The 14393-nt window shown below is 42.2% G+C and carries 29 protein-coding genes; all 29 read right to left on the bottom strand.

Annotation, left to right across the window (positions count from 1 at the left end; all coding sequences use genetic code 11):
* Nucleotides 1-332: 332 nt before the first annotated feature.
* The 29 genes from rplQ to rpsJ all read right to left on the bottom strand — a co-directional run bounded on the left by rplQ (nucleotide 333) and on the right by rpsJ (nucleotide 14316).
* The gene (rplQ, locus tag HMPREF3022_RS04700; protein ID WP_003684792.1) at nucleotides 333-707 is read right to left on the bottom strand and encodes a 50S ribosomal protein L17; all 375 of its coding nucleotides are present in this window, start codon (nucleotides 705-707) and stop codon (nucleotides 333-335) included.
* Nucleotides 708-731: 24 nt separating this feature from the next.
* Nucleotides 732-1718, bottom strand: a complete 987-nt coding sequence (rpoA, locus tag HMPREF3022_RS04695; protein WP_003749298.1) for a DNA-directed RNA polymerase subunit alpha — start codon at nucleotides 1716-1718, stop codon at nucleotides 732-734.
* A 25-nt stretch (nucleotides 1719-1743) separates the two neighbouring features.
* Nucleotides 1744-2364, bottom strand: a complete 621-nt coding sequence (gene rpsD / locus HMPREF3022_RS04690) for a 30S ribosomal protein S4 (RefSeq protein WP_070765187.1) — start codon at nucleotides 2362-2364, stop codon at nucleotides 1744-1746.
* A 19-nt stretch (nucleotides 2365-2383) separates the two neighbouring features.
* The gene (gene rpsK / locus HMPREF3022_RS04685) at nucleotides 2384-2779 is read right to left on the bottom strand and encodes a 30S ribosomal protein S11 (RefSeq protein ID WP_002216249.1); all 396 of its coding nucleotides are present in this window, start codon (nucleotides 2777-2779) and stop codon (nucleotides 2384-2386) included.
* A gap of 19 nt (nucleotides 2780-2798) precedes the next feature.
* Nucleotides 2799-3161 carry a 30S ribosomal protein S13 gene (gene rpsM / locus HMPREF3022_RS04680; RefSeq protein WP_049331853.1) on the bottom strand — a complete coding sequence of 121 codons (363 nt, stop codon included), beginning with the start codon at nucleotides 3159-3161 and terminating at the stop codon, nucleotides 2799-2801.
* A 67-nt stretch (nucleotides 3162-3228) separates the two neighbouring features.
* Nucleotides 3229-3342: a 50S ribosomal protein L36 gene (rpmJ, locus tag HMPREF3022_RS11290; protein WP_003697674.1), complete on the bottom strand. Its 114-nt coding sequence runs from the start codon at nucleotides 3340-3342 to the stop codon at nucleotides 3229-3231.
* A gap of 18 nt (nucleotides 3343-3360) precedes the next feature.
* Nucleotides 3361-3579 (bottom strand): translation initiation factor IF-1, encoded by a 219-nt coding sequence (gene infA / locus HMPREF3022_RS04675; RefSeq protein ID WP_003684714.1) that lies wholly within the window; start codon nucleotides 3577-3579, stop codon nucleotides 3361-3363.
* A gap of 4 nt (nucleotides 3580-3583) precedes the next feature.
* On the bottom strand, nucleotides 3584-4888 hold the full coding sequence (gene secY, locus HMPREF3022_RS04670; RefSeq protein ID WP_049331851.1) for a preprotein translocase subunit SecY: 1305 nt from the start codon (nucleotides 4886-4888) through the stop codon (nucleotides 3584-3586).
* A gap of 13 nt (nucleotides 4889-4901) precedes the next feature.
* Nucleotides 4902-5336, bottom strand: coding sequence for a 50S ribosomal protein L15 (gene rplO, locus HMPREF3022_RS04665; protein WP_049331848.1), 435 nt, complete (start codon nucleotides 5334-5336; stop codon nucleotides 4902-4904).
* A gap of 1 nt (nucleotide 5337) precedes the next feature.
* The gene (gene rpmD / locus HMPREF3022_RS04660; protein ID WP_003684808.1) at nucleotides 5338-5523 is read right to left on the bottom strand and encodes a 50S ribosomal protein L30; all 186 of its coding nucleotides are present in this window, start codon (nucleotides 5521-5523) and stop codon (nucleotides 5338-5340) included.
* Nucleotides 5516-6034: a 30S ribosomal protein S5 gene (gene rpsE, locus HMPREF3022_RS04655; RefSeq protein ID WP_003684704.1), complete on the bottom strand. Its 519-nt coding sequence runs from the start codon at nucleotides 6032-6034 to the stop codon at nucleotides 5516-5518. Before rpsE ends, rpmD begins: the two co-directional genes overlap by 8 nt.
* Before the next feature lie 17 nt (nucleotides 6035-6051).
* A complete protein-coding gene (gene rplR, locus HMPREF3022_RS04650) occupies nucleotides 6052-6405 on the bottom strand; it encodes a 50S ribosomal protein L18 (RefSeq protein WP_003749287.1) in 354 nt (117 codons plus the stop codon).
* Between the two features lie 13 nt (nucleotides 6406-6418).
* A complete protein-coding gene (gene rplF / locus HMPREF3022_RS04645) occupies nucleotides 6419-6952 on the bottom strand; it encodes a 50S ribosomal protein L6 (RefSeq protein ID WP_049331844.1) in 534 nt (177 codons plus the stop codon).
* 13 nt (nucleotides 6953-6965) lie between these two features.
* The gene (gene rpsH / locus HMPREF3022_RS04640; RefSeq protein WP_063075320.1) at nucleotides 6966-7358 is read right to left on the bottom strand and encodes a 30S ribosomal protein S8; all 393 of its coding nucleotides are present in this window, start codon (nucleotides 7356-7358) and stop codon (nucleotides 6966-6968) included.
* Between the two features lie 14 nt (nucleotides 7359-7372).
* Nucleotides 7373-7678, bottom strand: coding sequence for a 30S ribosomal protein S14 (rpsN, locus tag HMPREF3022_RS04635; protein ID WP_003684736.1), 306 nt, complete (start codon nucleotides 7676-7678; stop codon nucleotides 7373-7375).
* A 2-nt stretch (nucleotides 7679-7680) separates the two neighbouring features.
* On the bottom strand, nucleotides 7681-8220 hold the full coding sequence (gene rplE, locus HMPREF3022_RS04630) for a 50S ribosomal protein L5 (protein WP_003684750.1): 540 nt from the start codon (nucleotides 8218-8220) through the stop codon (nucleotides 7681-7683).
* A 9-nt stretch (nucleotides 8221-8229) separates the two neighbouring features.
* Nucleotides 8230-8553 carry a 50S ribosomal protein L24 gene (rplX, locus tag HMPREF3022_RS04625; protein WP_004520190.1) on the bottom strand — a complete coding sequence of 108 codons (324 nt, stop codon included), beginning with the start codon at nucleotides 8551-8553 and terminating at the stop codon, nucleotides 8230-8232.
* A gap of 11 nt (nucleotides 8554-8564) precedes the next feature.
* Nucleotides 8565-8933 carry a 50S ribosomal protein L14 gene (gene rplN / locus HMPREF3022_RS04620; RefSeq protein WP_002215434.1) on the bottom strand — a complete coding sequence of 123 codons (369 nt, stop codon included), beginning with the start codon at nucleotides 8931-8933 and terminating at the stop codon, nucleotides 8565-8567.
* Between the two features lie 227 nt (nucleotides 8934-9160).
* Nucleotides 9161-9424 (bottom strand): 30S ribosomal protein S17, encoded by a 264-nt coding sequence (gene rpsQ / locus HMPREF3022_RS04615; RefSeq protein ID WP_003684766.1) that lies wholly within the window; start codon nucleotides 9422-9424, stop codon nucleotides 9161-9163.
* Nucleotides 9424-9615, bottom strand: coding sequence for a 50S ribosomal protein L29 (rpmC, locus tag HMPREF3022_RS04610; RefSeq protein WP_003684705.1), 192 nt, complete (start codon nucleotides 9613-9615; stop codon nucleotides 9424-9426). Before rpmC ends, rpsQ begins: the two co-directional genes overlap by 1 nt.
* Nucleotides 9615-10031, bottom strand: a complete 417-nt coding sequence (rplP, locus tag HMPREF3022_RS04605; RefSeq protein ID WP_003749279.1) for a 50S ribosomal protein L16 — start codon at nucleotides 10029-10031, stop codon at nucleotides 9615-9617. The genes rpmC and rplP overlap by 1 nt, the downstream gene beginning before the upstream one ends.
* Nucleotides 10015-10707 carry a 30S ribosomal protein S3 gene (rpsC, locus tag HMPREF3022_RS04600; RefSeq protein ID WP_003684753.1) on the bottom strand — a complete coding sequence of 231 codons (693 nt, stop codon included), beginning with the start codon at nucleotides 10705-10707 and terminating at the stop codon, nucleotides 10015-10017. The genes rplP and rpsC overlap by 17 nt, the downstream gene beginning before the upstream one ends.
* A gap of 9 nt (nucleotides 10708-10716) precedes the next feature.
* Nucleotides 10717-11046 carry a 50S ribosomal protein L22 gene (gene rplV / locus HMPREF3022_RS04595; protein WP_003749277.1) on the bottom strand — a complete coding sequence of 110 codons (330 nt, stop codon included), beginning with the start codon at nucleotides 11044-11046 and terminating at the stop codon, nucleotides 10717-10719.
* 8 nt (nucleotides 11047-11054) lie between these two features.
* The gene (rpsS, locus tag HMPREF3022_RS04590) at nucleotides 11055-11333 is read right to left on the bottom strand and encodes a 30S ribosomal protein S19 (RefSeq protein WP_002215422.1); all 279 of its coding nucleotides are present in this window, start codon (nucleotides 11331-11333) and stop codon (nucleotides 11055-11057) included.
* Between the two features lie 5 nt (nucleotides 11334-11338).
* On the bottom strand, nucleotides 11339-12172 hold the full coding sequence (rplB, locus tag HMPREF3022_RS04585) for a 50S ribosomal protein L2 (RefSeq protein WP_003684813.1): 834 nt from the start codon (nucleotides 12170-12172) through the stop codon (nucleotides 11339-11341).
* A gap of 5 nt (nucleotides 12173-12177) precedes the next feature.
* Nucleotides 12178-12492, bottom strand: coding sequence for a 50S ribosomal protein L23 (rplW, locus tag HMPREF3022_RS04580; protein ID WP_003749274.1), 315 nt, complete (start codon nucleotides 12490-12492; stop codon nucleotides 12178-12180).
* Complete coding sequence (gene rplD, locus HMPREF3022_RS04575) at nucleotides 12489-13109, bottom strand: 50S ribosomal protein L4 (protein WP_070590582.1); 621 nt, start codon at nucleotides 13107-13109, stop codon at nucleotides 12489-12491. The genes rplW and rplD overlap by 4 nt, the downstream gene beginning before the upstream one ends.
* Nucleotides 13109-13753 carry a 50S ribosomal protein L3 gene (gene rplC, locus HMPREF3022_RS04570; protein WP_004464584.1) on the bottom strand — a complete coding sequence of 215 codons (645 nt, stop codon included), beginning with the start codon at nucleotides 13751-13753 and terminating at the stop codon, nucleotides 13109-13111. The genes rplD and rplC overlap by 1 nt, the downstream gene beginning before the upstream one ends.
* 251 nt (nucleotides 13754-14004) lie before the next feature.
* On the bottom strand, nucleotides 14005-14316 hold the full coding sequence (rpsJ, locus tag HMPREF3022_RS04565) for a 30S ribosomal protein S10 (RefSeq protein WP_002642322.1): 312 nt from the start codon (nucleotides 14314-14316) through the stop codon (nucleotides 14005-14007).
* Nucleotides 14317-14393: the final 77 nt, after the last annotated feature.

Genomic DNA, 14393 nt, shown 5'->3' with positions numbered 1-14393 from the left:
GTAGCACTGCGAAATGAGAAAGGGAGCTACAACCCCGTAATTTGACATGCGGGGATTTGGCAGATTGTAGCACTGCGAAATGAGAAAGGGAGCTACAACCGTATCGCCTTCACCAAAAATAGCTCCGTTATTGTAGCACTGCGAAATGAGAAAGGGAGCTACAACCATTGTCCGTTGCACAAATACCTGTAACCTATTGTAGCACTGCGAAATGAGAAAGGGAGCTACAGCAGTTATTGACACGAGGCGGATTGTAACTCTGCGCAATGATAAAGAGTCTATCCAAATAAAAAAGCACCACCTAAACAGGTAGTGCTTTCATATTAATTTGCTTATTCAGCAGAATCAGCTGCTTTATCAACCAATTCAACCAATGCCAAAGGAGCATTGTCGCCTTTACGGAAACCGTATTTCAGTACACGAACATAGCCGCCGTTACGAGCAGCAAAGCGTGGACCCAATTCGTCAAACAATTTAACTACAACATCACGATCGCGAGTGCGGTCAAAAGCCAAACGACGGTTTGCCAAAGAAGGTTTTTTACCCAAGGTAATCAAGGGCTCAACTACGCGGCGCAATTCTTTTGCTTTAGGCAAAGTTGTCACGATGGTTTCGTGAGTCAACAAGGAATTCGCCATATTGCGCAGCATCGCAGCACGGTGGCTGCTAGTACGGTTTAATTTGCGGTTGCCATTACGATGACGCATGTCATTATCCTTTAATCTTCAAACTTACGGCTTTTCTAAGCCTACAGGCGGCCAAGCTTCTAATTTGGAACCTAATGTCAGGCCTTTAGAGGCCAACACTTCTTTGATCTCATTCAAAGATTTACGACCCAAATTAGGGGTCTTGAGAAGCTCGGTTTCAGTACGTTGAATCAAATCGCCAATATAGTAAATATCTTCAGCTTTCAGACAATTAGCTGAACGTACGGTTAATTCCAAATCATCTACAGGACGCAGCAAGATAGGATCGATAGGAGGCGCTTTTTCTTCAACCTCTTCAACCGGAGTACCTTGCAGATCTGCAAAAATAGACATTTGGTCAATTAAGATACGTGCGGCACTACGTACAGCTTCTTCTGGATCAATAGAACCATTGGTTTCAATATCTAAAACCAATTTATCCAAATCCGTGCGTTGCTCTACGCGTGCAGGTTCAACTTCAAAGCTAACACGACTGATGGGCGAAAAGCTCGCATCCAACTGAATCGCACCAATCTGTTTATTCTCATCACGCAATACGCGACGACCTGAAACAGATTGATAACCACGACCTTGCTCTACTTTAATTTCCATGTCGATTTGACCATTGTCGGACAAGTGGCAAATAACATGTTCAGGATTGATGATTTCCACATCATGTGGCAAATCAATATCACCGGCTACAACAGCACCGGCACCTGCTTTTTTCAAAGTCAACTGAACTTGATTACGACCGTGAAGCTTAAATACGATACCTTTGATGTTCAAGAGAACGTCAACAACATCCTCCTGAACACCATCAATAGTAGAGTATTCGTGCAATACGCCAGAAATAACTACTTCAGTTGGGGCAAAGCCATTCATGGATGACAGTAAGATACGACGCAAAGCATTACCTAAAGTATGACCAAAACCACGCTCAAATGGCTGCATAGACACCTTAGCTCGAGTAGAAGACAAGGTATCTACATCGATTTGACGAGGTTTCAAAAATTCGGTTGTGCTATTTTGCATTTAACTGTCCCTCATTGAGCTAGCATTATTTAGAGTAGAACTCTACCACCAGCTGTTCATTAATATCGCCAGACAATTCTGAGCGATCCGGCATATTTTTGAATACACCTTCCAATTTGTCGACATCAACAGATCCCCAGCTTGGCAAGCCAATTTGAGTAGCCAAGCTCAATGCCTCTTGGATACGTACTTGTTTCTTAGCTTTTTCACGAACAGCTACAACATCGCCTGCTTTAACTTGGAAAGAAGGGATATTAACAACCTGACCGTTTACAACGATAGCTTTATGAGAAACCAATTGACGTGCTTCAGCGCGGGTAGAGCCAAAACCCATACGATAAACGACATTGTCCAAACGGGACTCCAGCAATTGCAACAGCAATTCACCGGTAGAACCTTTACGACGATCAGCTTCCGCAAAGTAACGACGGAATTGGCGTTCTAACACGCCATAAATACGACGGATTTTTTGTTTTTCACGCAATTGCAAACCGTAGTCTGACAAACGTGGTTTTTTCGCACCGTGCTGACCAGGTGCAGAATCCATTTTACATTTTGAATCCAAAGAGCGACGTGCACTCTTCAAAAACAGATCCGTACCTTCGCGACGTGCTAATTTACATTTAGGGCCAATATAACGTGCCATGTTTTAAATCACTCCAATATTAAATACGACGTTTTTTAGGCGGACGGCAACCGTTATGAGGCAACGGGGTAACGTCAGTAATGCTGGTAATCTTGAAACCAAGAGCGTTTAAAGCACGTACAGAAGATTCGCGACCAGGGCCAGGGCCTTTAATGCGGACTTCTAAATTTTTAACGCCATACTCTTGGGCAACTTTACCAGCTGCTTCTGCTGCAACTTGTGCTGCAAATGGTGTACTTTTACGAGAACCTTTAAAACCAGCGCCGCCAGAGGTAGCCCAAGACAATGCATTGCCTTGACGGTCAGTGATTGTAATGATGGTATTGTTGAAAGATGCATGAACGTGCACAATACCTTCGCTTACGGTTTTACGTACTTTTTTACGTACACGCGAAGCTGTGTTTGCTTTAGCCATTAATCAAATTCCTTAAAATTTATTTCTTACCGGCAATCGCTTTGCGCGGACCTTTACGGGTACGGGCATTTGTGCGAGTGCGTTGACCACGACAAGGCAAGCCACGACGATGACGGAAGCCGCGATAGCAACCCATATCCATCAGTCGTTTAATGCTCATCGTTACTTCACGACGCAAATCGCCTTCAACTTCAAATTTAGCAACTTGCTCACGCAAAGCGTCTAATTGAGCCTCGTCCAAATCTTTTGCTTTAGTAGTAGGAGCAATATTTGCTGCCTCACAAATCAATTTAGCACGAGTCGCACCAATACCATAAATAGCCTGAAGGCCAATTACGATATGGGCATTATTAGGGATATTTACCCCTGCAATACGAGCCATATTTTTTCCTTTTTAGGGCAAAGTATGTCACTATACCACAAAATCAATAGTTAAGAAAACTAGCTTCTTAACCTTGACGTTGTTTGTGACGTGGGTCAGTACAAATTACGCGAACTACACGATTACGTCGAATAATCTTGCAATTGCGACAAATTTTCTTTACAGAAGGTTGTACACGCATTTTATTTCCTTTTATCGTTTATCTTGCTCGAAAAACAATCCGAGCACGGGTTAAATCATAAGGAGTTAATTCAACTGTTACCTTATCACCTGGAGAAATACGGATATAATGCATCCGCATTTTGCCAGATATATGACCAAGTACTACATGATCATTTTCCAGTTTTACTTTAAATGTTGCATTGGGCAAAGTCTCAAGAATTTCGCCCTGCATCTGTATGGTATCTTCTTTAGCCATAAGCCTACTTACGTGACAAAGATTTCATATCTGGACGACTCATCAAGTCTTCATACTGACTACTCATTATGTATGAATTAATTTGCGTCCTAAAATCCATTGTAACAACGACCAAAATAAGCAAAGATGTACCACCGAAATTGATAGTAACATTCCATGCAGTTGTTAAAATTTCAGGTATCAGACAGATTGTAGTAATGTACAAAGCACCAAATAATGTCAACCTTAGTACCACTTTTTCCAAATATCTAGAGGTTTGCTCACCTGGGCGAATACCCGGCACAAATGCACCACTCTTCTTCAAATTTTCAGCCATTTCTTTGGGGCTAAATACTAAAGCAGTATAGAAATAGCAGAAGAAGATGATAGTTGTGGCAAATAATACAATATACAAAGGCTGTCCATGTTGCAGCATCGCAGCAACCTTATGAAGAACAGAATTCGTACTATTTGAACCAAACCAACCTAAAAGTGTAGATGGAAATAAAATGATACTGGAAGCAAAAATAGGAGGAATAACACCTGCCATATTTAGCTTGAACGGCATATGAATGCTTTGTCCTGGCATCATTCTAGAGCCAAACTGCCTTTTAGCATAATGCACAGGAACTTTACGCTGAGCACTCTCAAAATAAACTACAGCATAGATCAACAGCAAAATACCAATCACAATTGATACTGCCATCAACATAGAACGTTCAGACAAAGTTAACAACTGAACTATACCGGATGGGATACCCGATACAATGCCTGCTGTAATGATCAAAGAAATACCATTACCAATACCACGCTCGGTAATTTGCTCCCCTAACCACATCAGAAACATAGTACCAGTAACCAAACAGACTACTGTAGAAATATAAAACTCAAGCGCAGTCGTTACAACAACACCTTGTTTATAAACAGATGATGCAGCCCAAAAGCTTTGCAATACAGCCAATAATACCGTCCCATATCTAGTATATTTCGTAATTATTTTCCTACCAGCCTCACCTTCCTTCTTCAAAGCTTTTAAAGAAGGAACAATCTCAGAAGCAAGCTGAACAATAATCGATGCCGAAATATAAGGCATGATACCAATTGCAAATATACTAAAGCGCTCCAACGAACCACCCGAGAACATATTTAACATTCCGAATATGCCGTCACGAGCGCCTTCGAATAATTTAGCTAACGCAACAGCATCTACGCCCGGTACCGGTATATGACCACCAATACGGAAAACGACTAAAGCACCTAAAAGGAACAACAGACGTTTTTTCAGATCACCAAATTTGGATAATCCTGATAAAGATTGTTGATTAGCCACTGTAGTGCAAGCCTTATTCTTCTACTTTACCACCGGCAGCCTCAATAGCAGCTTTAGCACCTTTAGTAGCTTTTACACCTTTCAAGGTAACTGCTTTTGAGATTTCACCAGAAGCAATAACTTTTACATTAGAAGCAGTTGCAGGAATCAGACCAGCTTGTTTAAGAACCAAAACGTCAATCTCGTTCACAGCAATCAGATTTAATTCACTCAAACGAACTTCAGCATTAGCGGCTGCAGTTAAAGATTTGAAACCACGTTTCGGCAGACGACGTTGCAAAGGCATTTGACCGCCTTCAAAACCTACCTTGTGGAAGCCACCAGAACGGCTTTTTTGACCTTTATGACCACGACCACCTGTCTTACCCAAGCCGCTACCAATACCACGGCCTACACGACGACTAGCGTGAGTAGCACCCTCAGTAGGTTGAATAGTATTCAAAAACATATTAAGACTCCACTTTCAACAAGTAGCTGATTTTATTGATCATGCCACGGTTTTCAGGGGTATCCAAAACCTCTACAGTATGTTCACGGCGGCGCAAACCTAAACCGCGAGCACATGCACGATGAGATTCAATTGTACCGATCAGGCTCTTAACCAATGTAACTTTAATCTTTTTTTGCTCAGTCATGGTTAGCTCCCAAAATATCTTCCACTGTCAAGCCACGTTTTGCAGCAATATCAGCAGGGGTATACAGTTTAGACAAACCGTCTAATGTAGCGCGTACAATATTGTAAGGATTAGTAGAACCATGTACTTTAGCTGAAATGTTATGGATACCCATAGCATCAAATACTAAACGCATTGGACCACCAGCTTTCACACCGCTACCTTCTTTAGCAGGTTGCATAAATACCTTAGTAGCACCATGACGACCAATAACCTCATGATGAATAGTACCGTTTTTCAAAGGTACTTTAATCATAGAGCGACGAGCTTGATCCATTGCTTTTTGAACAGCAACTGGTACTTCTTTTGATTTACCTTTGCCCATACCGATGCGACCATCACCATCACCAACAACAGTCAGCGCAGAGAAAGCCATGATACGGCCACCTTTAACTACTTTAGTCACGCGATTAACTGCGACCATCTTTTCAATCAGGCCGTCACCGCGTTCTTCAATTTCATGTTTTGCCATCTGAAAGTCTCCAAATATTAGAAGCTTAAACCATTTTCACGTGCAGCTTCAGCCAAAGCTTTCACACGACCGTGATATTGGAAACCTGAACGGTCAAAAGCAACTTTTTCAACACCTACTGCTTTAGCTTTTTCAGCAATACGCTTACCAACTACAGCTGCTGCTTCAACGTTGCTACCTGATTTCAGGCTACTACGTACTTCAGCTTCCAATGTAGAGGCTTGAGCCAATACTTTATCACCTTCAGCACTAATTACTTGAGCATAAATATGATTATTGCTGCGGAACACACATAATCTTACCATTTTCAAGTCCGCAATACGCGCACGGGTTTTGCGTGCACGACGGAGTCGGGTTGTATGTTTATCCATTAGTGAACCTCAATTATTTTTTCTTGGCTTCTTTCATCACTACTACTTCACCTACATAACGAACACCTTTACCTTTATAAGGCTCAGGAGAACGGAATGCACGAATTTCAGCAGCGACTTGGCCAACCACTTGTTTATCTGCACCAGTCAAAACGATTTCTGTTTGGCTAGGAGTTTGAACGGAAACACCTTCAGGCATTTCATATACGATTGGATGAGAGAAACCCAAAGACAAGTTCAGAACTTTGCCTTGAGCTTGGGCACGATAACCCACACCAATCAATTGAAGTTTTTTCTCAAAACCTTCAGAAACACCCTTAACCATGTTATTAACTAATGCACGAGCAGTACCAGACATAGCATTAGCCTGTTTACTGTTATTCTTTGCAGCAAAAGTCAATTTATCATCGTTCAGTTCAATAGCAACATCGGAATGCAAAGGAAAAGACAATTCGCCGTTTTTACCTTTGATAACCAATGCATCTGTTCCGAATTTTACTTCTACACCAGCAGGAACAGTCACTGGGTTTTTTGCGACGCGTGACATATACTTTTCTCCACTAGGCTACGATGCACAACAACTCACCACCCACACCCTCAGAACGGGCTTTGCGATCAGTCATTACACCTTTAGAAGTACTAACAATAGCGACACCCAGACCATTCATTACGCTAGGGATCTCACTTGATGCTTTGTAAATACGCAAACCTGGACGTGAAACACGTTTAATTTGCTCAATCACAGGACGACCTGCATAGTATTTCAATTGAATTTCCAATACCGGTTTTGCATCAGCAGAAACCGCAAAATCCTCGATATAACCTTCTTCTTTCAGAACTTTTGCAATTGCACATTTCAGTTTAGAGGAAGGCATGGCAACTACTGCTTTATTAGCACGTTGCGCATTGCGAATACGAGTCAACATATCGGAAATAGGATCATGCATACTCATTATTTATACTCCTATTACCAGCTAGCTTTAACAACACCAGGGATCTCGCCACGCATAGCGATTTCACGGATTTTAATACGGCCCAAACCAAATTTACGGAAAGTGCCACGAGGACGACCTGTTAAAGCACAACGACGACGTTGACGTACAGGTGCTGCATTACGAGGAATGGATTGAAATTTCAAACGTGCTTCAAAACGTTCTTCTTCAGTCGCATTAGCATCATTAATAACAGCGAAAATTGCCTCACGTTTAGCTGCAAACTTTTTCGCCAATGCTTGACGTTTCAGCTCACGATTAATAAGTGCTTTCTTAGCCATGATTATCCTTTAAACGGAAACTTGAACAGTGACAACAAAGCTTTCGCTTCTTCATCAGTTTTTGCAGTAGTTGTAATAGTAATATTCAAACCACGCAAAGCATCGATTTTATCGTATTCAATTTCCGGGAAAATAATTTGCTCACGAACGCCCATATTGTAATTGCCACGACCATCAAATGATTTACCGCTTACACCACGGAAGTCACGTACGCGAGGCAACGCAATAGTAATCAAACGATCCAAGAATTCAAACATTTGATCACGACGCAATGTTACTTTGCAACCAACTGGATAGTTATCACGGATTTTAAAACCCGCGATAGATTTACGAGCAACAGTAACAACTGGCTTTTGACCAGCAATTTTCTCTAAATCAGAAACAGCGTGTTCCATAACTTTTTTATCAGCAACAGCTTCACCCACACCCATATTCAAGGTGATTTTTTCAATACGTGGAACTTCCATTACTGATTTGTAACCAAATTGTTTAACCAATTCAGGAACAACTGTATCTTTATAAAACTCTCTCAAACGAGCCATGTTATCTCCTTATGCTCCAATGATAGAGCCATTTGATTTGAAGAAACGAACGCGTTTAACTTTGCCTTCATTTTCAATCAGCTTAATACCAACACGGTCTGCTTTATTAGTTTCCGGATTCAGGATTGCAATATTAGAAATATCTAAAGGCATTTCTTTAGCAATAATGCCACCCTCAATACCACGCATTGGATTAGGTTTTTGATGGCGTTTCACAACATTAACACCCTCAACAACAACTTTATCACCCAACACTCGAACTACTTGACCTTGCTTACCTTTATCTTTACCGGTAATCACTACAACCTGATCGCCTTTAATGATTTTATTCATCGCGCTATTCCTTATAATACTTCAGGCGCCAATGAAACGATTTTCATAAATCGCTCAGTACGCAATTCACGGGTTACCGGGCCAAAAATACGAGTACCCAGAGGCTCAAGTTTATTATTTAATAACACAGCGGCGTTGTTATCAAATTTAATTAGCGCACCATCAGGACGACGCACACCCTTAGCAGTACGAACAACTACCGCATTGTATACATCACCTTTTTTGACACGACCACGTGGGGCTGCATCTTTAACTGCAACTTTAATAATATCGCCAACAGAAGCGTAGCGACGCTTAGATCCGCCCAATACCTTGATGCACATCACGCGACGCGCACCAGAGTTATCAGCCACATCTAAGATGGTCTGCATTTGAATCATATTAGTACCTTTAAATTAACCAACTTAATTTACCACTTTCATATAACTCGCACCTTACTTTAAGGTGCTTATTAAATGAAACCATCACGGTTCTAGTAAACCAGTCTTGGATCCCGAAGGGAGAGAAACTTCCATAAGAAGCTGGAAGATAAGAAACGAAGTTTACACGCAAATTAACTTTGCTGCAAGACTTCGTTTCTTATTAAGCTACATTACTGTGTTTTAAATCAAACAGTACGGGCTTTCTCAACCAATTCTTTTACAACCCAAGACTTGGTTTTTGACAAAGGACGAGATTCCTCGATTACCACTACATCACCAATGCCATATTGATTGTTTTCATCATGAGCATGGATTTTAGTTGATAAACGAATAATTTTACCGTACAGAGGGTGTTTAACCTTACGTTCAACCAATACTGTAACAGTTTTGTCCATTTTGTCGCTTACCACTTTGCCTTGCAAAGTACGAACATTTTTAGCTTCGCTCATTACTTAGCACCTTTTTCAGTTAAAATGGTTTTAATACGAGCAATATCGCGACGTACACGTTTCAACTCGCTAGATTTACCCAACTGACCGGTTGCATTTTGCATGCGTAAGCCAAACTGAGCTTTCAACAAGTCCAACAAATCAGAGTTTAATTGCTCAATAGATTTGTCTTTCAATTCATTTGCTTTCATTATTGACCCACCTGTCTTACTACAAAGGTTGTAGGAATAGGCAATTTGGCAGCGGCCAATTCAAATGCTTCACGAGCCAAAGACTCAGGAACACCGTCCATTTCGTACAATACTTTGCCTGGTTTAATTTCAGCAATGTAATATTCCACATTACCTTTACCGCCACCCATACGAACTTGGATAGGTTTCTCAGTAATTGGTTTATCAGGGAATACACGAATCCAAATGCGACCGCCACGTTTAATATGACGAGTCATAGTACGACGAGCAGCTTCGATTTGGCGGGCAGTCAAACGACCACGGCCTACGGCTTTCAAACCGAACTCACCGAAACTTACTTTGTTACCGCGAGTAGCAATACCGGTGTTACGGCCTTTTTGTTGCTTGCGATATTTCAGTCTAGTTGGCTGCAGCATTACGTCCACCTGCCTTTCTTTGTTTCTTCTCATGCTCAGGTTTAGAAGATTTAATATTACCTTCTGTATAAACCCAAACTTTCAGACCCAGTACACCATAAGTAGTGTGCGCTTCGCTAGTTGCATAATCTACATTTGCACGCAAAGTATGCAAAGGTACGCGACCTTCACGGTACCATTCGCTACGAGCGATATCAGCACCATTCAGACGGCCTGAAGTCATGATCTTGATGCCTTTGGCACCAGAACGCATTGCATTTTGCATTGCACGTTTCATTGCACGACGGAATTGGACGCGTTTTTCAAGTTGCTGGGCAATACCATCAGCAATAATTTGCGCATCCAACTCAGGACGGCGAATCTCTTCAATATTTACATGAACTGGCACACCCATCAGAGCTTGCAAGTCACGTTTCAAGATTTCGATATCCTCACCTTTTTTACCAATAACCACACCTGGACGAGCAGAGTGGATAGTGATACGTGCAGATTTAGCAGGACGTTCGATTACTACGCGACCAACTGAAGCATTTGCCAATTTTTTGCGCAAGTAATTACGAACATCAATATCTTGTTTCAAAACAGTTGAAAAGTCGGTGCTTTTAGCAAACCATTTTGAAGCCCAGTCTTTAGTTACCGCCAGGCGAAAGCCTGTAGGGTTAATCTTTTGTCCCATAGCTTTTCCTTAGTTGCCCACTGTCACATTAATATGACAAGTTTGTTTCTCGATGCGGTTACCGCGACCTTTGGCACGAGCTTGGAAACGTTTCAAGCTTGGGCCTTTGTCAACAAAGATAGTTACCACTTTCAGTTCGTCAATGTCAGCACCATTGTTGTGCTCGGCATTAGCGATTGCTGATTCCAATACTTTTTTAATCAGCTCAGCACCTTTTTTAGGGCTGAATGCCAAGATATTCAAAGCTTGGGCAACGTCTTTACCACGAATCAAATCAGCTACCAAACGAGCTTTTTGAGCTGAAATACGGGCATTTTTATGTTGTGCACTTACTCTCATGATTCACCTTATTTCTTTTTAGCCTTTTTATCGGCCAAGTGGCCTTTAAAGGTACGGGTCAATGAGAACTCACCTAATTTATGACCAACCATGTTGTCGCTGATGAACACAGGCACGTGAGTGCGACCGTTGTGAACAGCGATAGTCAGACCGATGAAATCAGGCAAAATGGTAGAACGACGTGACCAAGTTTTAATTGGGCGTTTGTCGTTGCTTGCACGAGCAGCATCTACTTTTTTCAGCAAATGCAGGTCTACATATGGGCCTTTTTTTAATGAACGAGCCATACTAATTAACCTTTATTTGAGTAACGACGACGAACAATCATATTATCCGTGCGTTTGTTATTACGAGTGCGGTAGCCCTTAGCAGGAGTACCCCATGGGCTAACCGGTTCGCGAGCCTCACCAGTACGGCCTTCACCACCACCATGTGGGTGGTCAACAGGGTTCATGACAACACCACGAACGGTCGGACGAATACCACGCCAACGGTTAGCACCAGCTTTACCGATTTTTTTCAGGCTTTGTTCTTCGTTACCAACTTCACCGATAGTTGCACGGCAATTTACGCTAATTTTGCGCACTTCACCAGAACGCAAACGAACTTGTGCGTAAGCACCTTCTTTTGCAAGCAATACCGCAGAAGCACCAGCAGAACGTGCAATTTGTGCACCTTTACCTGGTTTCATTTCGATACAGTGAATAGTTGTACCAACTGGAATATTGCGAATCGGCAGAGTGTTACCTACTTTGATAGCAGCTTCAGCACCGGAAACCAATACTGCACCGGCTTGAATACCACGAGGAGCAATAATGTAGCGACGTTCACCATCTGCATAGCACAACAGTGCGATAAATGCAGTACGATTAGGGTCATATTCGATACGCTCTACTTTTGCAGGGATACCATCTTTGTTACGTTTAAAATCTACAACACGGTAATGGTGTTTATGGCCACCACCTTTATGGCGGGTAGTGATATGACCATTGTTGTTACGACCGGCAGTAGAATTTTTCTTTTCCAGCAGAGGTGCATAAGGTGCACCTTTGTGCAAACCTTCTGTTACCACGCGAACCATGCCGCGACGGCCTGCAGAGGTCGGCTTCATTTTAACGATTGCCATTTTATTTATTCCTTATCTGCAGCTGCAGCAGCGGCTTCCAAATCTAACTCTTGACCGGCAGCCAGGCTTACGTAAGCCTTTTTAACATCGCTGCGACGACCTAAAGTGCGACCAAAACGTTTAATTTTACCTTTAATGGTAACAGTAGTAACATCTGCAACTTGAACACCGAACAGTAGCTCAACAGCCGCTTTAATTTCAGGTTTGGTTGCATTTGCCAAGACTTTAAACGTCATTTGGTTACGTTTTTCAGCCAATACGTTGCTTTTTTCAGAAACGATAGGTGCCAAGATTACTTGAGTCAAACGTTGTTGATTCATACCCATTGCTCCTCTAATTGTGCAACTGCATCTTTAGTGATAACGACTTTTTTGTAACGCAGCAAGCTGTAAGGATCAACTTGTTGAGCTTCCAAAACCAATACGTTAGGCAAGTTGCGTGAAGCCAAGTAAACATTCTCGTCGAGCTGTTTAGTTACAAACAGAACTTGCTCCAAACCCAAGTTTTTCACTTGTTCAGCAAAAACTTTGGTTTTAGGAGTTTCAGCAGTCAATGCTTCGATTGCAAACAAACGTTCATCACGAGCCAATTGGGACAAAATAGTCGCCATACCGGCACGGTACATTTTACGGTTCACTTTTTGAGTAAAGTTTTCGTCAGGTTTGTTTGGGAATGCACGACCACCTTTACGCCACAGCGGAGAAGAAGTCATACCGGAACGAGCACGATCGGTACCTTTTTGGCGCCATGGTTTTTTAGTAGAGTGGTTTACTTCGGCACGAGTCTTTTGAGCACGATTACCAGAACGGGCATTTGCCAAGTAAGCAGTAACCAGTTGGTGAACCAGAGCTTCATTGTATTCACGAGCAAACAAAGCATCAGAAACAGCCAAGCTGCCAGATACTTGTCCTTTAGCGTCAATTACTTTCAATTCCATTACGCACCTACTTTCACGCTAGGACGAACCACGACGTCGCTGTTAACCGAACCCGGAACAGCACCTTTAACCAACAAGAGTTGGCGTTCAGCATCAACACGCACAACTTCCAATTTTTGAACAGTTGCTTTAGTGTTACCGTATTGACCTGCCATACGTTTACCAGGGAACACACGACCAGGGTCTTGTGCCATACCGATAGAACCAGGAACACGGTGAGAACGGGAGTTACCGTGGGAAGTACGTTGAGCACCGAAGTTATGACGTTTGATCGTACCAGAGAAACCTTTACCTTTAGAGGTACCGGTCACATCTACCAATTGACCAACTTCAAACATAGAAACGGTAATTTCATCACCGGCTTTCAATTCAGCCAGTTTTTCTTCAGTCAAAGCAAACTCAACCAAACCGCGACCAGCTTCAACACCTGCTTTAGCAAAGTGACCGGCTTCAGTTTTGTTGACACGATTAGCTTTTTTCTGACCAAAGGTAACTTGTACAGCAGTGTAGCCGTCAGTATCTTTGGATTTCACTTGTGTAACGCGGTTGGCAGACATATCCAAAACAGTTACCGGAACAGAAACACCCTGTTCGTCGAACACGCGAGTCATACCAACTTTGCGTCCAACCAGACCTAAAGTCATGATTATTTTCCTTTTAAGTAAAGGGGCGGGCTACGATTGGCCTGCCTTTCAGACAAAGTTAAACTTGATACGGATGTACCAAGTCCGCCATTATAATTGACAAATCAAAGAAATATCAACAAAAATTTCAATTTAACTTCTTAAAACCATCATTTTTTTCGGATGAAGTGTTGCCAAATATCTGAAAATTTTCAGACGGCCTAAGAATTCTATAAAAAACCGAACAGCCAAGCTGTTCGGTTTTTCAGTTCTTATTGAACTTTAATTTCTACATCTACACCTGCTGGAAGATCCAGTTTCATCAGTGCATCAGTAGTTTTGTCAGTCCAGTCCACGATGTCCATCAGACGCAAGTGGGTACGGATTTCCAATTGTTCACGAGAAGTTTTGTTCACGTGAGGAGAACGCAAGATGTTGAAACGTTCAATTTTAGTTGGCAAAGGAATCGGACCTTTAACAACAGCGCCAGTACGTTTGGCAGTCTCAACGATTTCTTGCGCAGAACGGTCAATCAGACTGTAGTCATAAGCTTTCAGGCGGATACGGATTTTCTGGTTTGCCATTTATCAATATCCCTCAATTAAGCGATGATAGAAGAAACCACACCTGCACCTACGGTACGACCACCTTCGCGAATCGC

It is taken from the genome of Neisseria sp. HMSC065C04 (assembly GCF_001815375.1).
GTDB classification, from domain to species: domain Bacteria; phylum Pseudomonadota; class Gammaproteobacteria; order Burkholderiales; family Neisseriaceae; genus Neisseria; species Neisseria flavescens_D.
Note: the sequence above shows the minus strand (reverse complement) of the source record. Positions and strands in the feature narration are given on the sequence as shown.